This window comes from Variovorax frigidus (assembly GCF_051216515.1).
Taxonomy (GTDB): domain Bacteria; phylum Pseudomonadota; class Gammaproteobacteria; order Burkholderiales; family Burkholderiaceae_C; genus Variovorax.
On sequence record NZ_JBPJZF010000004.1, the window covers coordinates 411484 to 434518 of the forward strand.

At 67.8% G+C, this 23035-nt stretch carries 21 protein-coding genes and 1 pseudogene; 3 read left to right on the top strand and 19 right to left on the bottom strand.

What is annotated here, in order from left to right; translation table 11 throughout:
* Positions 1-43: 43 nt before the first annotated feature.
* Genes ACSFBC_RS14210 through ACSFBC_RS14225 form a run of 4 tightly spaced genes read right to left on the bottom strand, consistent with a single transcriptional unit; the run spans position 44 to position 3245 of the window.
* Complete coding sequence (locus ACSFBC_RS14210) at positions 44-637, bottom strand: rhomboid family intramembrane serine protease (RefSeq protein ID WP_435510967.1); 594 nt, start codon at positions 635-637, stop codon at positions 44-46.
* 60 nt (positions 638-697) lie between these two features.
* On the bottom strand, positions 698-1915 hold the full coding sequence (locus tag ACSFBC_RS14215; protein WP_435510968.1) for an MFS transporter: 1218 nt from the start codon (positions 1913-1915) through the stop codon (positions 698-700).
* Positions 1915-3027 (bottom strand): chorismate synthase, encoded by a 1113-nt coding sequence (gene aroC, locus ACSFBC_RS14220; protein WP_435510969.1) that lies wholly within the window; start codon positions 3025-3027, stop codon positions 1915-1917. The genes ACSFBC_RS14215 and aroC overlap by 1 nt, the downstream gene beginning before the upstream one ends.
* 32 nt (positions 3028-3059) lie before the next feature.
* Positions 3060-3245 (bottom strand): hypothetical protein, encoded by a 186-nt coding sequence (locus tag ACSFBC_RS14225; RefSeq protein ID WP_219218048.1) that lies wholly within the window; start codon positions 3243-3245, stop codon positions 3060-3062.
* Between the two features lie 139 nt (positions 3246-3384).
* Here ACSFBC_RS14225 and ACSFBC_RS14230 point away from each other — a divergent pair, with 139 nt between their 5' ends.
* Positions 3385-3978: a GbsR/MarR family transcriptional regulator gene (locus ACSFBC_RS14230; RefSeq protein WP_435510970.1), complete on the top strand. Its 594-nt coding sequence runs from the start codon at positions 3385-3387 to the stop codon at positions 3976-3978.
* 152 nt (positions 3979-4130) lie between these two features.
* Positions 4131-4511, top strand: coding sequence for a nuclear transport factor 2 family protein (locus ACSFBC_RS14235; protein WP_435510971.1), 381 nt, complete (start codon positions 4131-4133; stop codon positions 4509-4511).
* 107 nt (positions 4512-4618) lie between these two features.
* On the opposite strand, the gene ACSFBC_RS14240 is transcribed toward ACSFBC_RS14235, so the two are convergent.
* The 3 genes and pseudogenes from ACSFBC_RS14240 to ACSFBC_RS14250 all read right to left on the bottom strand — a co-directional run bounded on the left by ACSFBC_RS14240 (position 4619) and on the right by ACSFBC_RS14250 (position 7664).
* Positions 4619-5788 (bottom strand): putative Ig domain-containing protein, encoded by a 1170-nt coding sequence (locus ACSFBC_RS14240; protein WP_435511182.1) that lies wholly within the window; start codon positions 5786-5788, stop codon positions 4619-4621.
* A gap of 609 nt (positions 5789-6397) precedes the next feature.
* Positions 6398-6563, bottom strand: a pseudogene (locus ACSFBC_RS14245) (N-acetyltransferase); the annotation flags it as partial.
* A 267-nt stretch (positions 6564-6830) separates the two neighbouring features.
* Positions 6831-7664 (bottom strand): alpha/beta hydrolase, encoded by an 834-nt coding sequence (locus tag ACSFBC_RS14250; protein ID WP_435510972.1) that lies wholly within the window; start codon positions 7662-7664, stop codon positions 6831-6833.
* 46 nt (positions 7665-7710) lie between these two features.
* Here ACSFBC_RS14250 and ACSFBC_RS14255 point away from each other — a divergent pair, with 46 nt between their 5' ends.
* On the top strand, positions 7711-7953 hold the full coding sequence (locus ACSFBC_RS14255; RefSeq protein WP_435510973.1) for a hypothetical protein: 243 nt from the start codon (positions 7711-7713) through the stop codon (positions 7951-7953).
* Between the two features lie 19 nt (positions 7954-7972).
* Here ACSFBC_RS14255 and cydX read toward each other — a convergent pair whose 3' ends face one another.
* From cydX to ACSFBC_RS14315, 12 genes are all read right to left on the bottom strand, one after another.
* A complete protein-coding gene (cydX, locus tag ACSFBC_RS14260) occupies positions 7973-8122 on the bottom strand; it encodes a cytochrome bd-I oxidase subunit CydX (RefSeq protein WP_435510974.1) in 150 nt (49 codons plus the stop codon).
* A gap of 23 nt (positions 8123-8145) precedes the next feature.
* A complete protein-coding gene (cydB, locus tag ACSFBC_RS14265; protein ID WP_435510975.1) occupies positions 8146-9300 on the bottom strand; it encodes a cytochrome d ubiquinol oxidase subunit II in 1155 nt (384 codons plus the stop codon).
* A 14-nt stretch (positions 9301-9314) separates the two neighbouring features.
* On the bottom strand, positions 9315-10913 hold the full coding sequence (locus tag ACSFBC_RS14270) for a cytochrome ubiquinol oxidase subunit I (protein ID WP_435510976.1): 1599 nt from the start codon (positions 10911-10913) through the stop codon (positions 9315-9317).
* A gap of 48 nt (positions 10914-10961) precedes the next feature.
* Entirely contained in the window at positions 10962-12653 is a 1692-nt protein-coding gene (cydC, locus tag ACSFBC_RS14275) for a thiol reductant ABC exporter subunit CydC (RefSeq protein ID WP_435511183.1), read from the bottom strand.
* Positions 12654-12709: 56 nt separating this feature from the next.
* Positions 12710-14407 carry a thiol reductant ABC exporter subunit CydD gene (gene cydD, locus ACSFBC_RS14280; RefSeq protein ID WP_435510977.1) on the bottom strand — a complete coding sequence of 566 codons (1698 nt, stop codon included), beginning with the start codon at positions 14405-14407 and terminating at the stop codon, positions 12710-12712.
* Positions 14408-14544: 137 nt separating this feature from the next.
* The gene (locus ACSFBC_RS14285) at positions 14545-15675 is read right to left on the bottom strand and encodes an acyltransferase family protein (RefSeq protein ID WP_435510978.1); all 1131 of its coding nucleotides are present in this window, start codon (positions 15673-15675) and stop codon (positions 14545-14547) included.
* Positions 15676-15691: 16 nt separating this feature from the next.
* Positions 15692-16654: an NAD(P)H-dependent flavin oxidoreductase gene (locus tag ACSFBC_RS14290; protein ID WP_435510979.1), complete on the bottom strand. Its 963-nt coding sequence runs from the start codon at positions 16652-16654 to the stop codon at positions 15692-15694.
* Between the two features lie 164 nt (positions 16655-16818).
* Positions 16819-18609 carry an acyl-CoA dehydrogenase gene (locus ACSFBC_RS14295; RefSeq protein ID WP_435510980.1) on the bottom strand — a complete coding sequence of 597 codons (1791 nt, stop codon included), beginning with the start codon at positions 18607-18609 and terminating at the stop codon, positions 16819-16821.
* 166 nt (positions 18610-18775) lie between these two features.
* Positions 18776-19708, bottom strand: coding sequence for an electron transfer flavoprotein subunit alpha/FixB family protein (locus ACSFBC_RS14300; protein WP_435510981.1), 933 nt, complete (start codon positions 19706-19708; stop codon positions 18776-18778).
* Between the two features lie 2 nt (positions 19709-19710).
* Entirely contained in the window at positions 19711-20460 is a 750-nt protein-coding gene (locus tag ACSFBC_RS14305; RefSeq protein WP_435510581.1) for an electron transfer flavoprotein subunit beta/FixA family protein, read from the bottom strand.
* A gap of 153 nt (positions 20461-20613) precedes the next feature.
* Positions 20614-21897, bottom strand: a complete 1284-nt coding sequence (locus ACSFBC_RS14310; protein ID WP_435510982.1) for a mechanosensitive ion channel family protein — start codon at positions 21895-21897, stop codon at positions 20614-20616.
* 147 nt (positions 21898-22044) lie between these two features.
* On the bottom strand, positions 22045-22998 hold the full coding sequence (locus ACSFBC_RS14315) for a histone deacetylase family protein (protein ID WP_435510983.1): 954 nt from the start codon (positions 22996-22998) through the stop codon (positions 22045-22047).
* Positions 22999-23035: the final 37 nt, after the last annotated feature.

A 23035-nucleotide genomic window follows, 5' to 3' on the forward strand; every position in this document is an offset into this window, starting at 1 on the left:
TTTCGGGGTGCCCGCATTGTGAACGCGGGCCGTCGCCCCCTGCTCAGCGTCGGGTACCGAAAGGGATCTGCCCGCGCCAATAGCGCAGCGTGAGCCAGCCGCCCAGGATGCCGCCGAGGTGCGCGAAGTGCGCCACACCGCTCATGCTGCCGGTCACGCCCAGGAACAGCTCGATCAGGCCGTAGAGCAGCACGAAGAGCCAGGCCGGCATCGGGATCGGCGGGATCAGCGGCACGATGCGGCGATGGGGGAACAGCATCGCAAAGCCCAGCAGCAGCCCGAACAGGCCGCCCGAAGCGCCCACGGTCGGCGCGCTGCTGCCGCTCCAGGCCGCGACCGCGAGCTGGGCCAGCGCGGCGAACAGCACGCTCACGAAGTAGAAGACCAGGAAGCGCTTCGAGCCCCACACACGCTCGAGTTCGGCGCCGAACATGAACAGGCCGAACATGTTGAACACCAGGTGCGACATGCCGCCGTGCAGGAAGGCGTAGCTCAGCACCTGCCAGGGCATGAAACCGCCCGAGTCGACGGGCCACAGCGCGAACATCGCCAGCCCGTCGACGCCGAGCGACTGCAGCAGGAAAACGACGACGCAGCTGAGGATCAGCGCCTGTGTGGCGGGCGGCATGGCAAACATCGGGACTCCGTTTCTGGGTCGGGAAGAAGATGGGGGGAAGAAGAACGCGCCCGGTGCGACTCAGGCCATGGCGCCAGGTTCCTGGCCCGGGCCCGACATGGCCTCGGCCTGCGCCATGCGCCAGGCGCACAGCGTGCCCAGCACCGCGAGCACCGAGGCCGCCGCGAACATCGCGCCGAAACCGAAGCGGCTGGCCAGCGCCCCGCCGGCCAGCACACCGGCCACACCACCGATGCCGTAGCCGACCACGGTGAACAGCGCCTGGCCGCGGCCGCGCAGCCGGCCCGGGAAATGGCGCGTGATCAGCGCGATGCAGGTCGTGTGGTGGGCCGCGAAGCTCAGGCCGTGCAACAGCTGCGCCAGCACGATCGCGATCAGCCACTGCCCTGCCGCGCCGGTGAGCGCCATGCGCGCGATCGCGACCACGCTGCAGATCAGCAGCCAGCGCGCCATCGGGAAGCGGCCGATGATGCGGCCCTGCACGAAGAACCAGCCGACCTCGGTGACGATCGACAGCGCCCACAGCGCGCCGATCACGCCCTTGCCGTAGCCGAGCGAATCGAGGTAGAGCGAGAGAAAGCCGTAGATCGAGAAATGCGCCGTGATGTGCAGGCACAGCGAGGCCAGGAACCAGCGCACCGCGGGCTGGCGCAGCACCGGTCCGACCGGCACGTGGGCCTCGTCGTGCGCGGCCGGCGGCTCGCGCACGTCGGGCAGGCGCCAGGCGGCCAGCAGCACCAGCGCCAGCGTGATCGACGCCCAGGGCGGGAAGTGGCCCATGCCGAAGCGGTCGAACCATTCGCCCGCGACCGACACGGTGAGCAGGAAACCGGCCGAGCCCCAGAGCCGGATGCGGCCGTAGCGCCCCCAGTCGCCGGCCACCAGCTGCGCCATCGCGGCCTCGGTCAGTCCCATCATCGAGCTGGTGTGGGTGAACAGCAGCAGCAGGACGAAGCCGATCCACCAGGCATTGCCAGGCACCCACAGCCCGAAGGACACGACCGTCGCGATGGCCGCGCTGATGCGCAGCAGCCGCACGCGCTCGCCGGTGCGGTCGCTCAGGGCGCCCCAGGCGTAGGGCGCGAACACGCGGGTCAGGGATTGCACCGCCGCCAGCAGGCTGATGGTGAAGATCGGCAGCCCCTGGTCCTTGAGCCACAGCGGCAGGTAGGGGTTGAAGAAACCGATGTGCGCGAAATAACTTGCCGACAGCGCGGCGAACGCCAGCAGGTGACCGCGGCCCCCCGCGGGGGACGGCGGGGGTGGCGCGGCGGCCACTAGAGGAAGGAGGCCTGCAACGGTGCCGCGGGTGCTTCTGTGTCGGCCGGGGCCTTTTCGCCGTTCTGTGCGCGCTGACGCAGCGCATGCTCCATCACCACCAGCGCCAGCATCGCCTCGGCGATCGGCGTGGCGCGGATGCCCACGCAGGGGTCGTGCCGGCCCTTGGTCACGACCTCGACCGGCTGGTTGTGGACGTCGACCGACTGGCGCGGGCTGATGATCGAGCTGGTCGGCTTGATCGCGATGCTCACCTCCAGGTCCTGTCCGGTACTGATGCCGCCGAGCACGCCGCCCGCGTTGTTGCTCGCGAAACCGTCGGGCCTGATCGAGTCGCCGTGCGTGGTGCCGCGCTGCGCGACGCTGGCGAAGCCGGCGCCGATCTCGACGCCCTTGACCGCGTTGATGCCCATCATCGCGAACGCGATGTCGGCATCGAGCTTGTCGAACAGCGGCTCGCCCAGGCCGACCGGCACGTTCGAGGCGGTCACGCGGATGCGCGCGCCGCAGGAGTCGCCGGCCTTGCGCAGCGCGTCCATGTAGGCCTCGAGCGCCGACACGTCGGCCACGGGCGCGAAGAAGGGGTTGTTCGGCACGTGCTGCCAGTCCTCGAAGGGAATGACGGTCTCGCCGATCTGCGTCATGCAGCCGCGGAACACCGTGCCGTACTTCTCGAACAGCCATTTCTTGGCCACCGCGCCGGCCGCCACCATCGGCGCCGTGAGCCGGGCCGACGCACGCCCGCCGCCGCGCGGGTCGCGGATGCCGTACTTCTTCCAGTAGGTGAAGTCGGCATGGCCGGGACGGAACTGCTCGGCGATGGCGCCGTAGTCCTTGCTGCGCTGGTCGGTGTTCTGGATCAGCAACGCGATCGGCGTGCCGGTGGTCCTGCCCTGGTAGACGCCCGAGAGGATCTGCACCGCGTCGGGTTCGTTGCGCTGCGTGACGTGGCGGCTGGTGCCCGGGCGGCGACGATCGAGGTCGCCCTGGATGTCGGCCTCGGTCAGGGCCATGCCCGGGGGGCAGCCGTCGATCACGCAGCCGATCGCAGGGCCGTGCGATTCACCGAAGTTGGTGACCGCGAAGAGATTGCCGAAAGTGTTGCCGCTCATGGCGCTCGATTATCCCCACAATGCGCGGCCCTTCAGCGCGCCCGCGCATCGAGGCGCTGGATCAGTTCGCCGATCTGCAGGTCGATGGAGAACAGCCGCTCGTTGAGGATCGCGGTCTGCAGCCTCAGCGCCTCGACGATCGCGCGGGTTTGCGGGTCCGGCGCGTTGTCGACCAGCACCGAGAGTTCGTGCAGCTTCTTGCGCAGTTCGTTGCTCATTCGGATGCCTTTCGTGGGGACTTGGTATGGCGACCAGTATCGGCGCGGCCTGAAACGCAGGTCAATCCGGAACCGCCCCGAAACCCTCGGATTTTCAGAACTTCTTGAAGCTTCAGCAGCGACGCGCAACAATCACGGCATGCCCAGCACCAGCAGCCCTCCCCTCGAGCTCCCGCCCCTCAACCGCCAGTTCGTCGCCCACTTCGGCGAGATGGGCAGCAAGTGGGGCATCAACCGCACGGTGGGCCAGATCTACGCGTTGATCTTTTTGTCGGAACGCGCGCTGAACGCCGACGAGATTTCCGAGCTGCTGGCTTTCTCGCGCTCCAACGTGAGCATGGGCCTGAAGGAACTGCAAGCCTGGCGCCTGGTGCGCCTGCGCCACCAGCCCGGCGACCGCCGCGAGTACTTCGAAGCGCCGTCGGACGTCTGGGAGATCTTCCGCGTGCTCGCCGAGGAACGCCGGCGCCGCGAGATCGAGCCCACGCTGTCGATGCTGCGCATGGCGCTGCTCGAGGAACCGACCTCGGCCGAGGAGCGTCATGCCCAGCAGCGCATGCGCGAGATGCACGACCTGATCGACCGGTTGATGAAGTGGTTCGACGACGTGCAACGCCTCGCGCCCGAGACCGCCATGCAGCTGATGGGCATGGGCGCGACCGTGACCAAGGTGCTGGGACTCAAGGACCGGTTGACGGGCGGGGGCAAGCGAGGCAAGGCGGCCGAGAAGTAGGCCGCACGCCGCAGGGATCAGCTTCCGCGACGCGCCAAAAGCTGACGCCTTCATGGCGATCGAGCCGGCAATCAACGGCAGCCGGACGGGCAGAAGCTGCCTGGCCGGCACGCGTCGTTTGCACGCGTCGGCCGAACACAGGAGCGTTCTGAATGTCCGAGACCCACAAGGCAATTCTGCAGAAGGCCAATGCGGCCATCACCCGAGGCGACTGCGAGGGCTTCCTCGCCTTCTGCACCGAGGACACGACCTGGACCTTCGTCGGCGACAGGACGCTGCGCGGCAAGCAGGCCGTACGCGAGTGGATGGCCATCGCCTACAAGGAGCCGCCCCGCTTCGAGGTGCATCGCCTGATCGCCGAGGGCGACGCGCTCGCGGCCCTCGGGGAGATCCTGCTGAAGGATGAAGAAGGCAAGACCAGCCGCCACGCGTATTGCGATGTCTGGCGCTTTCGCGACGGCCAATTGGCCGCGCTGCAGGCTTTTGTCGTCGAGGCGCGCCTGGAAGGTGATGAACTCACGCAACAGCACTGACTGCCCGGTACACGCGCAATCTGGCTACCCCTCTCATCCCCCCTGTTCGCGTCTTCCCGTGCCCACGCCATGCGGCACGGCGCTGAGTCAGCGCGGATGCGCCCGACTCACTGGATGACTGCGAACAACTGACTCGCCGCCCCCCAGCTCATGCCGTCATTTGTGATGGCTATATCGATGAAGCAGCTGAAGGAGCCTGCCATTGTTGGCGTACCGGAGGCGATACCGGTGGCGGGATTCAAGCTCATGCCAGGTGGCAAATCGCACTGACCGGCCCGCGCGGTGTAGGAGAACGTCGGGGACACCAAGGGCAACGGACTCGGCTGTACCTTCTCAGGATTCACGACCAGAGGCACACCAACCGCCCCGAGGGGACTGGAACTGATCGGGTAGCGAACATACACAGGGTCGAAGACCTCGATGCCGGAGAAGAACGATTGTGTCGGGATACTGCCGTTCGGCGACGTGATGGTTGCCAGGATCGTCGCGCTTTGTGCGCTGGCTGCCTTGGTCGGACGGCCTGAAATGATGCCTGTTGCCGCATCGATCGTCACCCCGGCGGGCAAGGCGGGCCCTGAAACACTGAAGTCGCTGAGCGTGCTTCCGGCGGGCGCCCTGGCATCGAGAAACGGCTCCAGCTTGAATGGTTGGCTGACGTAGGCGGCCTGGTACAAATTGCTCAAGCCCGTGCCACCCGTGTTCAGATAGTTGAAGCTGGCAACGTTGACGTTCGCGCTGTAGGCGCTGGTGGCTTCGTACTCGCCAAAGGCGGTCTTCAGCAATACCCGAAGGGTTGCATGGAATGAGCCTGCGGCACCGACCGTCCCGGTGACCGCGCCCGTGCTGGCATCAAGCACCAGCCCGGGAGGAAGGGAGCCGGCCACCACCGAGTAGGTCCATGCGAGCGGCAGATCGGCGGGAGCCGTCCATCCGGTGATCGATGGCCGATCGTTCACGCTGGTCCCCAGCACGAGATTGTCCAGATAGCCGGCATGCCATGGATAGGTGACGGTCGGGGCACGAACCCGCAGCGTCACGCCTGAATTGACCGTGTTCGAGACGCCTGACGCACCCACACGAACGCTGAAATTAAAGAATTCACCCACCTCCGTGGGCCGACCGACGATCGAGCAATTGCTCTGCAGGGTCATCCCGGCCGGAGGCTGCCCCGACACCAAGGTGCAATTAGGCGCATGTCCGTCGAAACCGGAAAAGACGGGTAAGACGGTGGCCGCCTTGAAAAGGTCCAGATTCGATTCCGGCCACGACAGGGCCACGTTCAAGATGCCTCCGTCTCCCGCACCTCCGCCACTCGCACTTCCGCCTCCTTCTCCTCCGCCACCGCCACCGCCACCGCAGGCGGACAGGAAGGCAATACCCAAAAGAAGCAGCAAACGTCCACGGCGCATTATTTCTTCCTGAATCTATAAGGTTAAAAAGTGTAACCTCTCCAATGAGAAAATCGACGAAATAGTCTGAGAGCATCATTGATGCCTTTGGTATCGCCTATCGCTCGAGAAGCGTTCGATCAATAGAAAGCAACGAAGAATCGCCAGGAGTCGTTTTCGATCCATATCGTCGCAGCACGATGGGTGCGGCTTGAGACTTTGTGCATGACTGCGCCAGGTCGACGCCCAAATGCCGGCCAAAACCTGAACTCGCTGGAGCACCTAGTGGAAAACGAACAGGCGGGGCCGGGGGCATGGGATCAGCGGCCCTTTGACCCGGAATGTCTTCGCGACGCCCGGCATCCGGCGATGCACTTGCAGGCTTGCCAGCGCCGCGCCTCGAGATCGACGCGCCGCACGCCCTCTCTGATGTCATACGAGACCGCGAGCAGCCCTCCGCATGCTGCGCGGACGCCTCATGAGCGAGGCCCGCGTGGATCAGAGCATCTTTCGATAGACGACAAAACCGGATCTCTCGGCCATCCTGTCGTAGAGCATCATCGCCGTCGCATTGCTCTCATGGGTCTGCCAGTAGACGCACCGGTGAGCCGCCGGCCTTCGCGCGCCAATAGACGTCCTCGATCAGAGCGCGCGCGACGCCTTTCAGGGGAAGCCAAGCGTCGAAGTCGGCTTCGACGGCGGGACGAACGAGGATGTTTTCTGGCATCGGAGACCTCGACCGAAATTGCGGGGCCAAGAACTGTGGGTTGAGCGTGCAGCGCGAGGATGCATCGGCGGACGAAGAAAGTTCGGTCGCCGAATGGCGGGTCCGATCCGGATCCCGTCCCGCAGCCTTGGCAGGGCCGTCGACGGTACTCCGCCAGACAGTTGCATCGACCGGTTGAATCCTGCGCCGACGGTCAGCCGCCCCTCACGGTATGAACCGCGTCAGCGCTTCCCGAAAGGCAGGCAGATCCGCGCCCACGTGCGTCGTGTCATATGACGCGTTGAGCAGCGTCAACCCGGGAAGCGACTGAGCGGCCATCTGCGCATAGAGCGGTTCGACGATGACGGGGCCGTTGCTGCTCCTGGCACCGGCCAGGAACAGCGTGGCGGGAACAGGTTTGCCGGATGCCTGCAACTGCTTCTCGAAATCCAGAAGGGCAGCGGGCCCGCCCTGCGCGCCAAAGCTGGATTCGGTCGAGAGGTAGTGGGAAAAGCTCAGGTTGCCGGCCTTCCCCTCCAGGATCAGCGCGGCCACGACGAAGTAGCCGCCATGTGACAGGCCCGACAGCGCCCGCTTCTTCGGGTCGGCGCGGTACTGCCGCTCGATCGACGGCGCCAGGTCCTTGGTGATGAAGTTGAGGTACGTCTCCGCGCCAGGCAGCAGAAAGTCGACATTGCGCCTTGCCGTGCCGCCGATGCCAACAAGGATGGCTTGCGTTCCGCGCGATTGCATCTCGTCCTTGAACGCATCGAAGCGCGATTGCCTGCCGCCACCCCCATAGAGCGCATCGCCTTCCGTTGCATAGATGACCGGAAGCTTCGCGGTACCGTCGGCATAGGAGGCGGGCAGGAAAATCTGAATGGGGTAGGTGTTGCCATTCTGCGTGCCATTCACGCTGGTAGAGATCACCTGGCCACCCGTTTGGGACGGCGGCTCGGTGTTGGCGGCATTGGAGCCGCCTCCACCGCCGCAAGCCGAAAGGGTGACTGCGAGCAAAACCCCTGCGCACAGGAAGAGTCTTTTGATCGTGGCGTGCAAGATGATGTCTCCGTGTCGTGAATCGTCAGCTTATATCGCACGCACCTTGACCATCGCATCGAGCCTCCGCTTCAGGCTGCGGCAGCGGCCTTGTGCGGAGGTGCGCGAAGTCGATGTGCGCTCGACCCACGGCACCTTCAATCTGATCTTCGCGTTCCGCGAAGCGCGCCTGACCTTCGTGGCCAATGTCGGCACCGCTGCCCGCGGCGCGGCCGCCTTGGCACTGCTGCCCGCCAGCGTCCCTCTGTCCGAGCGTGCGCGTGCTGCGCTGCAGTCGCCACCGGCTTGACCGGTCCGTCAACAGCCGGCTACAACCGCTCCCGATTCCGCGACGAATCCGGCGCGTCGAACTTGTCGCGGCGAATCGCTTCGTCGTCCATCAGCTCGTACCACATCGCATTGAGCACCGCGAAGGTGGCTGCCAGCGGCAGCCCCAGGATCCAGGCGAAGTACCACATCTCACACGTCCTTTCCAAACATCTCAATATGCATGTCCACGGTCCTCGCGGATCGCGTCGGCGTCCACCTTGCCCCACAGCACGTGGTAGACCCAGGTGGTGTAGGCCACGATGATCGGCAGGAAGATCGCGGTCGCGACCAGCATGTTGAACAGCGTGAGGTGGCTCGACGACGAGTCCCACACAGTCAGGCTGGCGCGCGGGTCGATCGACGAGGGCAGGATGAAGGGGAACATCGACGCGCCCACGCTCAGCACGATGCCCGTGATCGAGAGACCGCTGGCCAGCAGCGTGGCGACTTCGCGCCGCAGGCGCAGGCCGATCAGCGCGAGCAATGCGCCTGCAAGCCCGAGCACCGGCGCCGCCCACAGCCACGGCTTGGCCGCGTAGTTGAGGAACCAGGCGCCCGCCTGCACCTCGGCGGTCTTGAGCATCGGGTTCGACGGGCCGCCGGTCGGCAGCGCGCTGGTCACGCGGTAGCCGTCGATCCAGGTCCAGAGCGCGAAGCCGGCCAACGCATAGAGCACCAGCGTGGCGATGGCCGCCCAGCTGCCGTAGCTGCGTGCGCGCGCGGCCACGGCGCCCTCGGTCTTGAGCTGCAGCCAGGCCGCGCCGTGCATCAGCATCATCGCGACCGATACCAGACCGCACAGCAGCGCGAAGGGGTTGAGCAGGCCGAAGAACGTGCCGTCGTAGAAGATGTGCATGTCGTTCGAAAAGCGGAAGGGCACGCCCTGCAGAACGTTGCCCACGGCCACGCCGTAGATCAGCGCCGGCACCAGCCCGCTCGCGAAGAGCACCGCGTCCCAGCGCGCGCGCCAGGCCGGCTCCTCGCGCTTGCCGCGGAACTTGAAGGCCACGGGCCGCAGGATCAGCGCGACCAGGATCACGAACATCGCGAGGTAGAAGCCAGAGAAGGACACCGCGTAGAGCTGCGGCCAGGCCGCGAAGATCGCGCCGCCGCCCAGGATCAGCCAGACCTGGTTGCCTTCCCAGACCGGGCCGACGCTGTTGATGATCACGCGGCGCTCGTTGTCGTCTCGGCCCGCGAAGGGCAGCAGCATGCCGACGCCGAGATCGAAGCCGTCGGTGACCGCATAGGCGACCAGCAGCACGCCGATCAGCAGCCACCAGATCATGCGCAGGGTTTCGTAGGAGATCAGTTCGTTCAGGACCATGGGGTGCTCCTCGGTTATTCGGCGGCGCCGGTCAGGGGGCGCGGCGACGTGCGCAGCGCGGGTGCTGCCACGGACGGCGGCGCGGGATGCTCCTCGGGGCCCTTGCGAATGGCCTTGAGCATCAGCTTCATCTCGATCAGGAACAGCGTGGTGTAGATCGCCACGAAGCCCGCGATGGTGATCAGCAGCGTGGTCACGCCCAGGTTCGACACCGCCACGGCCGTGGGCAGCACGCCTTCGATCACCCAGGGCTGGCGGCCGACCTCGGCCACGATCCAGCCGCACTCGGCCGCGATCCAGGGCAGCGGGATCGCGAACACCGCGACCTTGAGCAGCCACGGATGCGCATCCAAACGGCGCCGGGTCGACAGCACGAAGAAGGTGCCCGTGAGCAGGATGAAGAACATGCCCAGCCCGACCATGATGCGGAAGGACCAGTACAGCGGCGCCACCGCCGGCACCGTGTCCCAGGCCGCCTTCTTGATCTGCTCGGGCGTGGCCTGGCGCGGGTCGTCGACATAGCGCTTGAGCAGCAGCGCGTAGCCCATCGCATGGCCGTTGACCTCGAAGGCCGCGCGCGCCGCCGGCGGCACGGCGGCATCGCTGCCGGCCGCGCGGATGGTCTGCAGCGCGTCGTAGGCCTTGATGCCGTCGTGGATGTGCACCTCGGCACGCTCGACCAGCTCTTCGATGCCGGGAATCACGGTGTCGAGCGAGCGCGTACCGATCAGGCCCATCACGGCCGGGATGTGGATCGCGTAGTGCGTCTCGCGCGCGGCCTGGTCGGGGAAGCCGAAGGCGGTGAAGGCGGCCGGCGCGGGCTCGGTCTTCCACATGGCTTCGATCGAGGCCAGCTTCATCTTCTGGTGCTCGGTCGAGAGGTAGCCGCTCTCGTCGCCCAGCACCACCACCGACAGCGAGGCCGCGAGGCCGAAGGACGCGGCCACGGTCATCGAGCGCTTGGCCAGTTCCAGGTGCCGACCCTTGAGCACATACCAGGCCGACACGCCGAGCACGAAGATCGCCGCCACCGTGTAGCCGGCCGACACCGTGTGCACGAACTTGGCCTGCGCCACCGGGTTGGTCAGCACGGCGAAGAAGTCGGTGACTTCCATGCGCATGGTCTGCGGGTTGAAGGCCGAGCCCACGGGGTTCTGCATCCAGCCGTTGGCGATCAGGATCCACAGCGCCGAGAAGTTGGAGCCAATGGCCACGGCCCAGGTCGTCATCAGGTGGCCGACCTTGCTGAGCTTGTCCCAGCCGAAGAAGAACAGGCCGACGAAGGTGGCTTCGAGGAAGAAGGCCATCAGGCCCTCGATCGCCAGCGGCGCGCCGAAGACGTCGCCCACGTAGTGGCTGTAGTAGCTCCAGTTCATGCCGAACTGGAACTCCATCACGATGCCGGTCGCGACGCCCATCGCGAAGTTGATGCCGAAGAGCACACCCCAGAACTTCGTCATGTCGCGCCAGACCGTGCGGCCGGTCATCACGTAGACGGTCTCCATGATGGCGAGGATCACCGCGAGGCCGATGGTCAGCGGCACGAAAAGGAAGTGGTACAGCGCCGTGATGGCGAACTGCAATCGGGAGAGGGCGACGATGTCGAGGTCCATGGGGAGGTTCCTTTCGTTTCTTCTTCGGTCGTGGCGTCGGTGGTGGCGTCAGTCGGGGCGCAGAGTGCGCAGCGCGGCCTCGAAGGCCGGGGTGCCGCGTGCGAGGTCGGCCGTGATACGGCCTTCGTGCAGGCACAGCAGCCGGTCGGCCAGCGCGGCTTCGCGGCGCAGATGGGTGGCGATCAGCAGCGTGTGGCCTTGCGCCGCGGCGGCCAGGCGTTGCAGCACGTCGTGGGCCGTGGCGGTGTCGAGCGCTTCGGTCGCTTCGTCCAGCAGCCAGAAGGGTGCGTCGCGCAGCAGCAGCCGCGCGAGTGCGAGCCGGCGCAGCTGCCCGCCCGACAGGCCCAGCCCGCCCTCGCCCAGCGCGGTGTCGAGCCCGGCCGCGGTGGCGCGCACCTCGGTTGCCAGGCCCGCGGCTTCGAGCACCGACCAGAGCCGCGCATCGTCGGCCGCGGGATCGGCCAGCCGCAGGTTGTCGCGCAGGTCGTCCTGGAACAGCTCGGTGCGCTGCGTCAGCAGGCAGTGCGGCGGCACGCGCAGCTCGCCGTGCGTGGGCGTGAGTTCGCCGGCCAGCACGGACAGCAGCGTGGACTTGCCGGCGCCGCTGGGGCCGATCAGCGCCACGCGCTCGCCGGCCGCGATGGTCAGCGAGAGGCCGTGCAGCGCCTGCACCGCGCTGCCCTCGTAGCCGGCAACGATGTCGTGCAGGCGAATGTCGTCGGACGCGGCGGCGGGCACCGGCAATGCTGCATCGTGCATGCGCGGCGCGAGGCGGCGCACCGCCAGCCAGGTGCGGCCGGCCTCGAGCGCGCCACGGCGCAAGGCGGCGAAGGGCTCGGTGGCGGACAGCGCCAGCAGCAAGGCCAATGCCGCGGCCGGCGCGCCGATCGCGCTCTCGCCCATGAGCGCGCCCACGCCCAGCAGCACCGCGACCAGGGTCAGCGTGCCCGCCAGACCGTAGCCCATGCCGGCGCGCAGTTCGAGGCGGTTCAGCGCGAGGTCGGCGCGCGCCAGCCGGCGGTCGGCCGCGGCCAATGCCTCGCATTGCGCGTCGAGCCGGCCCGCCATCGCGAGCTCGGTCTGGCCGGCCACGAGGTCGACCGCGCGGGCGCGCAACGCCTCCATGGCCTGCGCGCGCCGCATCGCATGCGGCCTGGCGCGCTGCGCCACGAACCAGGCCATGCCCCAGCCGAAAGCCACCAGCCAGGCGGCCAGCGCGATGCCCATGCCGACATGCATGAAGCCCAGCACCGTGCCCGCCAGCAGCGCCGCGCCGAGCGCGGCGACGGCCGGCACGATCAGGCGCAGGTAGAGCGATTCGAGCGCGTCGATGTCGGCGGTCAGCCGAAACAGCAGCCGGGCCGGCCGCGCCTGCAGGCGGCGCGCTGCCTCGGGCCGGGCCCAGCCACGGAACAAGCGCTCGCGCAAGTCGGCCAGCGCGGCGAAGGTGGCGTCGTGCGTCACCAGGCGCTCGCCGTAGCGCGCGCCCGTGCGGCCCAGCGCCAGCAGCCGGATGCCGGCCGAAGGCGCGAACACATCGAACACCAGCGCGGTGCTGGCGCTCAGGCCGGCCAGTGCGGCCGCGGTGATGAACCAGCCCGAGAGCCCCAGCAGCGCCATGCCCATGAGCACGGTGAGCGCGGCCAGCGCGGCGCCCAGCGCGAGCCGGCGCGGGGCGGTGGCGAGCAAGGGGCGCAGCACGGTGCGCAGTTCGCTGGCGGCGCGCGGGCTCGGCTGCATCCTGCCAGCGATGCCACGGGACCGGCTGCGGCGGGTCTTCAGGGGAAGGCTCGTGGTCATAGGCGGACTTGCCGGTTCATGCGCGCCGCCAGCACCGGATCGTGCGTCACGGCGATCAGCGTCTTGCCGCGCGCCAGTGCCATCAACGCATCGACCACGCGCTCGGCCGTCTCGGTGTCGAGGTGCGCGGTGGGCTCGTCGACCAGCAGCAGGTCGGCGTCGAGCTGGGCTGCGATGCGTGCCAGCGCGAGCCGCACGGCCTCGCCGCCCGACAGGCCGCTGCCACCCTCGCCCAGCGCCGTGGCGGGATGGGCCTGCGCCACGCCGCCCAGTGCGGCGAAGCGCATCGCCTGTTCGACCTGCGGGCCGTGCACGCCGTCGCGACCCAGCGCCACGTTGGCCTGGACCGAGCCCGCGAAAACATGGGGGCGTTGCCCCATCCAGCCGATGCGGCGGCGCAGGTCGGCGGCGCTCGCGTCGGTCAGCGCGACGCCGCCGATGGCGATCTCGCCCGACGCGGCCGGCACGAGGCCCGCGATCAGGCTCAGCAGCGCGGTCTTGCCGACGCCGCTCGCGCCCATCAGCGCAACGTGTTCGCCGGGCTCGATCTGCAGGTCGAAGCCTTGCAGCACCGGCGCCTCGCCGGCATGGGCGAAGCGCAGGTCGCTGATGCGGACCGAGGGTGCGCCGACCCGCTCGGTCGCCGTCGCTTCGGTTTGTGCGCCGGGCAGCGGCACGCCGCCGTCGGCCAGTCCGTCGAGCGCATCGAGCGCCGCCTCGCCGGCCGCGCGGTCGTGCCACACGGCCGACAGTTCGCGCAGCGGCTCGTAGAAGGCCGGCGCCAGCAGCAGCACGAACAGGCCCTCGCCCAGCGTGAGACGCGTGCCCCAGCTGCCGAAATTCAGCGTGCCCAGCAGATGGAAACCGACATAGACCGCGACCATCGCCACGCCCAGCGCCGCGAACAGCTCCAGCACGGCGGACGACAGGAAGGCGATGCGCAACACGGCCATGGTGCGACGGCGCAGCGACTGCGCGGCCTCGCCCAGCCGGCGCGCGGTGGCATCGACCGCGCCCAGCGCGCGCAGCGTGGCCAGGCCCCGCAGACGGTCGAGCAGGAAGGCGTTCATGCCACCCATCGCCACCATCTGTTCGCGGCTCGCCGCCTGCGCGCGCCAGCCCACGATGGCCATGAACAGCGGGATCAACGGGGCGGTGACCAGCAGGATCAGCGCCGCCACCCAGGAGAACCACGCCACCAGCGGCAGGATGCACAGCGGCACCAACACCGCGCGCCAGCGTGCCGGCTGGTAGCGCGCGAGGTAGGGCACCACCGCCTCGGCCTGCTCGGCGATCGCGCTGGCGGCCAGGCCCGAGGCCGGGCGGCGCGCATCGAGCGGCGAGCGGGCCGCCAGGGCCCGCGCCACCTGCGCGCGCAAGGTCGAGAGCTGGGCCCGCACTTCGCCGAACACGCGGTGTGCACCCCAGGCCTCGCAGGCCGCGCGCGCCATGCCCAGCAGCAGCACGCCGACCGCCGGCAGCCACACCGCCGCCATGCCCTCGCCGGCGCCGAGCCCCTGCACCGCCCAGGCCAGCAAGGCGGCCTGCGGCAACCAGAACAGCGCTGCGGCGCCCTGCACCAGACTGCCGATGCCGGGGGCCGCCAGGGCGCGCAACGCATCGGTCGACCGGCCGGCAGCATCCAGGGCAGGCAGGGTGTGGGAAGGCGAAGAAGGCGTCTTTGTGGAATTCATGTAATTTCAGTATTTACTGAAACTTCCTGAAGTTTAAAGGATGTGCGCTGTGTTTGCACGGCGCATGATGACCGCGATACGTGAATTGGCCTAAGGCCGGCGCGTACCGGCGCCGCCCTCGGCGCCGACGCGGCGGTTCAGACGGCGGTGCTGAGTGCGCCGCAGGCCATCAGCCCGGCGAAGAGCGCAAGCACGCCGCGCCAGGTCGCGGCGCGCAGTTCGACCTGGCGGTAGAGCAGTTCGGCCGCGGCCATCGACAGCGCGAAGGTCGCGCCCATGCCGAGCAAGGCGATCCCCGGCTGCGCCGGCCACCAGCGGTCGACCACCGCATTCACCAGCAGGATCACCGGGAAATGGATCAGGAACAGCGAGTACGAGAGTGCGCCCAGGCGCAGCAGCGGCCGCAGCGCCGTCGGCCAGGCCTGGCCGAGCCACCGGCGGCGCTGTGCCACCACGATCGCCAGCGCCGTCACCAGGGCCAGCGCGATGCGGCTGCGCCAGTCGATGGCCAGCGCCGCGCCGCCGAGCAGCGTCAGCATCAGTGCCGCCCAGCGCCAGGTGCTGACGCGCGTCGCACGCCCGATCCAGAAGCTCAGCATGCCCAGTCCGTAGGCACCGAAGAAGTACAGCGCCGTGTCGTCGAGCACCGGGTGCCGGTTGAAGACCACCAGCGAGGCCGCGGCCAGTGCGAGCACCGGCGCGACCGCCAGCCAGCGCGCCCGCGCCGCGCCGATCTGCCAGCGTCGCTCGAGCCGTTGTGCGCACCAGAACACCGCCAGTGCCAGCACGAAAAGCTGGAAGTCGATCGCCACGTACCAGACGCCGCTCGACAAGGCGTCGTAGCCCAGCAGGTCCTGCAGCAGCAGGCCGTGCGCCACCAATTGCGCGGCGATCGGCGCCTCGGGCACGGCCGTGTCATCGAGCCAGGGCCGCACCAGCGCGGCGATCAGCACGCTGCACGACAGCGCCACGAGGTACGGCATCACGAGCCGCGCGTAGCGGCGCACCACACGCAGCAGCGGCCGGTCGACGCGCAGCACGCCTTCGGGCGCCAGGCTGCCCGCCGCGAGGAAGCCGGCGATCACGAGGAAGACCTGCACCGCGAGCCGGCCATCCTCCGCCAGCCAGCCGAACAGCGCGGGCGCGAGCGTGCCGGCGCTCTCGGCCATCGGGCCGTAGCGCGCCATGTGATGACCGACGATCACCGCACAGGCCAGGCCCTTGGCGGCGTCGATCAGCGGAATGCGTCCGGCCGTGGCGGCGGACATCAGGTCGGCAGTGTCCTCAGAGCGCCAGCCGCGCGCGCGCTGCGAAGTACTCGCGCTTGAGCTTCTCGACGAAGGCTGCGGTGCTGGTCACTTCGGTGATCGCGCCGATGCCCTGGCCCGAGCCCCAGATGTCCTTCCAGGCCTTGGCCTTGCTGCCGTCGCCGGACGCGAAGTTCATGGTTTTGAGGTCGCCTTCGGGCAGGTTCGTCGGGTCCATGCCGGCCGCGACGATGCTGGGCGCCAGGTAGTTGCCGTGCACGCCGGTGAAGAGGTTCGAGTAGACGATGTCGTCCGAACTGCCGTCGACGATGGCTTGCTTGTAGGCCTCGCTGGCGCGTGCTTCCTCGGTCGCGATGAAGGCCGTGCCGATGTAGGCGAAGTCGGCGCCCATGGCCTGGGCCGCGAGCACCGCGTCGCCGCTGGCGATCGAACCCGACAGCGCGATCGGGCCGTCGAACCACTGGCGGATTTCCTGGACCAGCGCGAACGGACTCTTCACACCCGCATGGCCGCCGGCACCGGCCGCCACCGCGATCAGGCCGTCGGCGCCCTTCTCGATCGCCTTCTTTGCGAACTTGTTGTCGATGATGTCATGCAGCGTCACGCCGCCGTAGCTGTGCACCGCATCGTTGACGTCGGTGCGCGCGCCCAGCGAGGTGATGACGATCGGCACCTTGTACTTCACGACCATCGCCATGTCGTGCTCGAGCCGGTCGTTGCTCTTGTGCACGATCTGGTTGATGGCGAAGGGTGCGGCCGGCTTGTCGGGGTTGGCCTTGTTGTAGGCGGCCAGTGCCTCGGTGATCTCGATCAGCCACTCCTCCAGCTGCGCGGCCGGCCGCGCGTTGAGCGCGGGCATCGCACCCACCACACCCGCCTTGCACTGGGCGATCACCAGCTGGGGGTTGCTGATGATGAAGAGCGGCGAGCCGATGATGGGCAGGGGCAGGTTCGCGAGCACGGGGGGAAGCTTGGACATGTTGCTTTGTCTCAGGAAAGTTGTGGAATGCGGGATCGGACTTCCGGACGCAGAAGGAAGACAAAAACGACGCGGAGGTCGCAAAAGAAACTCAAACAAATTTTGGTTTTTCTTTCGCGACTTCTGCGTAACCTTTGCGACTTCTGCGTCCGGAAGCCCGTGTTTCAGAACGCTTCGAGCGCCAGCGCCGTGACGCTGTCGGCGCCCTCGACGATGCTGTCGCGCAGGCCCGGGGCCTTGTTGAGGATGTGCTCGGCATAGAAGCGTGCGGTGGCGACCTTCGCCTGCATGAAGGCCACTTCGTTGCCGGCCTGGACCTGTTCCTCTGCGATCAGCAGCGAGCGCGCCAGCTGCCAGCCGGCCACCAGGTTGCCCGCGAGCATCAGGTAGGGCACGCTGCCCGCGAACACCGCGTTCGGCGATGCCTTGGTCTGGCCGGCCACGAACGCCACCACGTCGACGAAGGCTTCGCGCGCGGCCTTCAGGCGCTTCAGCACGGCACGCGCATCGGCGCTGTCGCGCTTGGCGAGTTCGGCTTCGGTGGTCTCGATCTGCGCGGCGATGGCCTTGGCGGTCTGGCCGCCGTCGCGCGCGGTCTTGCGGCCGACCAGGTCGTTGGCCTGGATCGCGGTCGTGCCCTCGTAGATGGTCAGGATCTTCGCGTCGCGGTAGTACTGCGCCGCGCCGGTCTCCTCGATGAAGCCCATGCCGCCGTGCACCTGCACGCCCAGCGATGTCACCTCGAGGCTCATCTCGGTGCTGTAGCCCTTGACCAGCGGCACCATGAATTCGTAGAAGGCCTGGTTCTGCTTGCGCGCCTCCGCATCGGGGTGGTGATGCGAGGCGTCGTAGGCCGCGGCGGCCACCGAGGCCATCGCGCGGCAGCCTTCGGTGTAGGCGCGCATCGTCATCAGCATGCGCTTGACGTCGGGGTGGTGGATGATCGCCGCGCTGCCGTTGATCGAACCGTCGACCGGGCGGCTCTGCACGCGGTCCTTCGCGTAGGCCACGGCGTGCTGGTAGGCGCGCTCGGCGATGGCGATGCCCTGCATGCCCACTGCGTAGCGGGCCGAGTTCATCATGATGAACATGTACTCGAGGCCGCGGTTCTCCTGGCCGACCAGGTAACCCACGGCACCACCGTGGTCGCCGTACTGCAGCACGGCCGTGGGCGAGGCCTTGATGCCCATCTTGTGTTCGATGCTCACGCAGTGCACGTCGTTGCGCGCACCCAGCGAGCCGTCTTTTTCGACCATGAACTTGGGCACCACGAACAGGCTGATGCCCTTCACGCCCTCGGGCGCGCCGGTCACGCGGGCCAGCACCAGGTGCACGATGTTCTCGGCCATGTCGTGCTCACCGTAGGTGATGAAGATCTTGGTGCCGAAGACCTTGTAGGTGCCGTCCGGTTGCGGTTCGGCGCGACTGCGCACCAGCGCGAGGTCGCTGCCGGCCTGCGGCTCGGTGAGGTTCATCGTGCCGGTCCACTGGCCGCTCACGAGCTTCTCGAGGTACACCGCCTTAAGTTCGTCGGAGCCCGCCGTGAGCAGCGCTTCGATCGCGCCGTCGGACAGCAGCGGGCACAGCGCGAAGCTCATGTTGGCCGAGTTGAGCATCTCGCCGCAGGCCGCGCCGATGGTCTTGGGCAGGCCCTGGCCGCCGAAGTCCGCGGGATGCTGCAGGCCCTGCCAACCGCCCGACACGTACTGCGCGAACGCGTCCTTGAAGCCCTTGCTGGTGGTCACCTCGCCGTCCTTGAAGGACGAGGGGTTGCGGTCGCCTTCGACGTTGAGCGGTGCCACCACGTCCTGGTTGAAGCGTGCGCATTCCTCGAGCACGGCCTGTGCGGTGTCGAGGCCGGCTTCCTCGAAGCCGGGCAGCTTGGCGATCTCGCCGAGGTTGGCCAGGTGCTCGATGTCGAACAGCATGTCCTTGAGGGGGGCGGTGTAGCTCATGGGGTGTCTCCAGATACGAAAAAGGCACCGCGAACGATGCCTTCATGAATGCGGACTGCCGGACGCAGAGGACGCGAAGGTTTCGCAAAAAACGCAGAAGGAAAACCAGATCTGTGTGGTTCCTTCTGCCTTCCTGCGTCCTTGTGCGCTCGGCTGCTCGCGTTTTTTAAAGCGCCTTGACGAGTTCCGGAACGGCGGTGAACAGATCCGCCACCAGGCCGTAGTCGGCCACCGAGAAGATCGGCGCCTCTTCGTCCTTGTTGATCGCCACGATCACCTTGGAGTCCTTCATGCCCGCCAGATGCTGGATCGCGCCCGAGATGCCCGCCGCGATGTACAGCTGAGGCGCCACGATCTTGCCGGTCTGGCCCACTTGCCAGTCGTTCGGGGCGTAGCCCGCGTCAACGGCTGCGCGGCTCGCACCCAGGCCCGCGTTGAGCTTGTCCGCCAGCGGTGCCATCACTTCGTTGAACTTCTCGGCGCTGCCCAGCGCGCGGCCACCCGACACGATGATCTTCGCGGCCGTCAGTTCCGGACGTTCGCTCTTCGTCACCTCGCGGCTCACGAAGCTCGACTTGCCGCTGTCGGCCACGCCTTCGGCGGTTTCGACGGCTGCGCTGCCACCCGTTGCAGCGGCAGCATCGAAGCCGGTCGTGCGCACCGTGATGACCTTGGTCGCATCCGTGCTCTGCACGGTCGCGATCGCGTTGCCCGCGTAGATCGGGCGCTCGAAGGTGTCGGCGCTGACCACGGCCGTGATGTCGCTGATCTGCGCCACGTCCAGCTTGGCCGCCACGCGCGGGGCGACGTTCTTGCCGTTGGCGGTCGAGGGGAACAGGATGTGGCTGTAGTTGCCGGCGATGGCCAACACTTGCGCGGCCACGTTCTCCGCCAGGTTCTCCGCCAGGCTCGGGCTGTCGGCCACGATGACCTTGGTGACGCCCGCGATCTGCGCGGCGGCCTTGCCGGCTTCGGCAGCGTTCGCGCCGGCGACCAGCACATGGACTTCACCGCCGCAGGCCAGTGCAGCGGTCACGGTGTTCAGGGTGGCGGGCTTGACCGTGGCGTGGTCGTGTTCGGCAATGACTAGTGCGCTCATGTTCAGATCACCTTCGCTTCGTTCTTCAGTTTGTCCACCAGGGTCGCGACGTCGGGCACCTTGATGCCCGCACCGCGCTTGGGCGGCTCGCTGACCTTGAGGGTCTTCAGGCGCGGCTTGACGTCCACGCCCAGGTCCTCGGGCTTGAAGACGTCGAGCTGCTTCTTCTTCGCCTTCATGATGTTGGGCAGCGTCACGTAGCGCGGCTCGTTCAGGCGCAGGTCGGTCGTGATGACGGCCGGCAGCGTGAGCGTCAGCGTCTCCATGCCGCCGTCGACTTCGCGCGAGACGGTGGCCTTGTCGCCGGCCACTTCGACCTTCGAGGCGAAGGTGGCTTGCGGCAGGTCGGCCAGCGCGGCCAGCATCTGGCCGGTCTGGTTGGCATCGTCGTCGATGGCCTGCTTGCCCAGGATGATCAGCTGGGGCTGCTCCTTGTCGACCAGCGCCTTGAGCAGCTTGGCCACGGCCAGCGGCTGCAGCTCTTCGGTGGTCTCGACCAGGATGCCGCGGTCGGCGCCGATGGCCATCGCGGTGCGCAGGGTTTCCTGGCACTTCGCATCGCCGCAGGAGACGGCGATGACTTCGGTCACGATGCCCTTCTCCTTCAGCCGCACCGCCTCTTCGACGGCGATCTCGTCGAAGGGGTTCATGCTCATCTTGACGTTGGCGATGTCGACGCCCGTGCCGTCGCTCTTCACGCGCACTTTCACGTTGTAGTCGACGACCCGTTTGACTGGGACCAGAACCTTCATGGGTATGACTCCGTAGGATTGCAAAACTGAGTGAATTCGGGGTAGCCGATCATTCTAGGGGTCGGGCTTTGCGGGCCCTGTCCGTTTCGGCCGGTGCCGAGACAAGCCGGTTCCGACTGGCGGAAAAGAACGACCGTGCTTTTTAAGGGAAAATTATACGGGAGGCGCCGCAGCCGTCTGCTGAAAACCCTCGGGCAAGGACGCGACCCGCAGCACGCGCTGCGGAAAGGGAATGTCGATGCCCGCGGCGCGCAGCCCTTCGAGGATCGCGATGTTGACGGCCGAACGCAGGTTGTCCCGGCCCTTGTCCGGGTCGGCGACCCAGAAATGCAGCGTGAATTCGAGGCCGTCGGGCGCGAAGTTGGTCAGGTAGGCGATCGGCGACGGGTCGGTGATGACCCGCGCCTGGGCCTGGGCCGCCTCGACCAGGATCGACTGCACCTGCGCCACGTTGCTCTCGTAGCCGACCACGATGGCGGTCGTGATGTTGAATTTGCGGTCGGAGATCGACAGGTTCTCGACGCGGCTGGTGATCAGCGATTCGTTGGGCACGATCGCCTCGCGCCCGTTGCCCGCGCGGATCAGGGTGTAGCGGGTCTTGATGTCGGTGATCCGGCCCTCGAAGCTGTCGACCTTGACGTTGTCGCCGATCCGGATCGAGCGCTCGAGCAGGATCACGAAGCCGCTCACGTAGTTGGCCGCCAGCTTCTGCAGCCCGAAGCCCAGGCCGACGCCGAGCGCGCCGCCCAGCACCGACAGCGCGGTCAGGTCCACGCCCACGGCCGACAGCGCGAACAGCAAACCGATCAGCAGCAGGATCGCGCGGATCGCGTTCGACGCCACCTTGCGCATCGAGAGGTCGGTCACGGCCTCGCGCAGGATGCGCTTCTCGATCGTGCTGGAGATCCAGAGCGCCACCACCAGCACCAGGCCGGCCCAGAGCACGCCCTGGAAGAAGGTCAGCAGGCTGACCCGGGTCTTGCCGAAGGCCAGCGTGATGTCGTCGAGCTCGGCCAGCACCGGCGGCAGCAGGCCGACGATCCAGAGCACCGCGCCGGCCCAGGCGACCCACGACACCGTGCGCTCGATCAGCCCGACCAGCGTCGACGCCGGGAACACCGCGCGCAGCACCCGGGCGATCAGACGAATGGCGGCCAGCGACACGAACACCGAGACCGCGATGCGCAGCACCACGACCACCTGGAAATCGTGCACCACGCGGCGCGCGAGTTCGGTGAACACCAGCGCGAGCAGCGGGAACAGCAGGCCGTCGAAGGTGCGCGCGCCGAACCAGATCGAGTCGCGGGGCTGGTCGCGGCCGAACCAGCGGCTCACGCCCCATGCCAGGGCCACGCAGGCCGCCAGCGCCGTCAGCTCGATCCAGAGGCCGCGCGCCTGGACCTGGGCCAGCCGCGCCATGAAGTCGTCGAGGTTCATCTCAGTGTTCCATGGCGCTGCGCGCCACCCCCATCGCATGAAACCAGCATGGCCCATGCCAGGGCACCCGCGGAACTGGCTTTGCCAGGCCCGCCGGGTGCGCCCCTCGAGGGGGAGGCGCCGAAGGCGCGTCGGGGGTGGGCTTCATCACAGGTCGGCCAATACCCGGATGTGGGCTTCGACGCTCTGGGCCAGCGCGTCGAGGTTGTAGCCGCCCTCGAGCAGCGACACGATGCGTCCGTGCGAATGGCGCCGCGCCACCTCGTGCACGCGTTGGGTGATCCAGGCGAAGTCGTTCTCGTTGAGCCGCAGCTGGCCCATCTCGTCGTCGCGGTGGGCGTCGAAGCCGGCGCTCACGAAGATCATCTGCGGCTTGAATTCCTCCAGCCGCGGCAGCCACATCATGTCGATCAGCTCGCGGATGTCCATGCCCTTGGTGTAAGCCGGCACCGGCAGGTTGAGCATGTTCGACGCCGGATGGTCGACGTCGCCGAAGGGATAGAAGGGGTGCTGGAAGAAGCCGACCATCAGCACGCGCGGGTCGTTGGCCAGGATGTTCTCGGTGCCGTTGCCGTGGTGCACGTCGAAGTCGACGACGGCCACGCGTTCCAGCCCATGCACCTCGAGCGCATGGCGCGCCGCGATCGCCACGTTGTTGAGGAAGCAGAAGCCCATGGCCTGATCGCGCTCGGCGTGGTGACCGGGCGGGCGCACCGCGCAGAAGGCGTTCTCGAGCTGGCCCGACATCACGGCATCGGTGGCCGCCACCGCGGCGCCGGCCGCACGGCGCGCGGCCAGCACGGTGTAGCGCATGAGCACGGTGTCGGGGTCGAGCATGGCCTGCGCGGGGCCGCCGGCGGGGTTGTCCTCGATCAGGCGCTGGCTCAGCGCTTCGAGGTGTTCGAGATGGGCCACGCTGTGGGCCCGGGTGATCTGTTCGAGCGTGGCCAAGGGCACGTCGCAGCGTTCGAGGGCGTCGCCGACACCGGTCAGCAGCAGCCGATCCTCGATGGCGTCGAGGCGTTCGGGGCATTCGGGATGCCCGCCGCCCATGTCGTGTTTCCAGCAGTCGCGGTGTGTGAAGTAGCCGGTTTTGCCCATGTCTCGGTCGATCTCGCCGCGGACTCGTCGCTGCGCC

Coding starts and splice junctions, on each gene's coding strand:
- ACSFBC_RS14300 (WP_435510981.1), bottom strand. CDS start 19,708: ATGAGCGCACTAGTCATTGCCGAACACGACCACGCCACGGTCAAGCCC.
- ACSFBC_RS14310 (WP_435510982.1), bottom strand. CDS start 21,897: ATGAACCTCGACGACTTCATGGCGCGGCTGGCCCAGGTCCAGGCGCGC.
- ACSFBC_RS14210 (WP_435510967.1), bottom strand. CDS start 637: ATGTTTGCCATGCCGCCCGCCACACAGGCGCTGATCCTCAGCTGCGTC.
- ACSFBC_RS14225 (WP_219218048.1), bottom strand. CDS start 3,245: ATGAGCAACGAACTGCGCAAGAAGCTGCACGAACTCTCGGTGCTGGTC.
- ACSFBC_RS14270 (WP_435510976.1), bottom strand. CDS start 10,913: ATGGACCTCGACATCGTCGCCCTCTCCCGATTGCAGTTCGCCATCACG.
- ACSFBC_RS14235 (WP_435510971.1), top strand. CDS start 4,131: ATGTCCGAGACCCACAAGGCAATTCTGCAGAAGGCCAATGCGGCCATC.
- ACSFBC_RS14230 (WP_435510970.1), top strand. CDS start 3,385: ATGCCCAGCACCAGCAGCCCTCCCCTCGAGCTCCCGCCCCTCAACCGC.
- ACSFBC_RS14285 (WP_435510978.1), bottom strand. CDS start 15,675: ATGTCCGCCGCCACGGCCGGACGCATTCCGCTGATCGACGCCGCCAAG.
- cydD (WP_435510977.1), bottom strand. CDS start 14,407: ATGAATTCCACAAAGACGCCTTCTTCGCCTTCCCACACCCTGCCTGCC.
- ACSFBC_RS14290 (WP_435510979.1), bottom strand. CDS start 16,654: ATGTCCAAGCTTCCCCCCGTGCTCGCGAACCTGCCCCTGCCCATCATC.
- ACSFBC_RS14305 (WP_435510581.1), bottom strand. CDS start 20,460: ATGAAGGTTCTGGTCCCAGTCAAACGGGTCGTCGACTACAACGTGAAA.
- ACSFBC_RS14295 (WP_435510980.1), bottom strand. CDS start 18,609: ATGAGCTACACCGCCCCCCTCAAGGACATGCTGTTCGACATCGAGCAC.
- aroC (WP_435510969.1), bottom strand. CDS start 3,027: ATGAGCGGCAACACTTTCGGCAATCTCTTCGCGGTCACCAACTTCGGT.
- ACSFBC_RS14315 (WP_435510983.1), bottom strand. CDS start 22,998: ATGGGCAAAACCGGCTACTTCACACACCGCGACTGCTGGAAACACGAC.
- cydC (WP_435511183.1), bottom strand. CDS start 12,653: ATGCAGCCGAGCCCGCGCGCCGCCAGCGAACTGCGCACCGTGCTGCGC.
- cydX (WP_435510974.1), bottom strand. CDS start 8,122: ATGTGGTACTTCGCCTGGATCCTGGGGCTGCCGCTGGCAGCCACCTTC.
- cydB (WP_435510975.1), bottom strand. CDS start 9,300: ATGGTCCTGAACGAACTGATCTCCTACGAAACCCTGCGCATGATCTGG.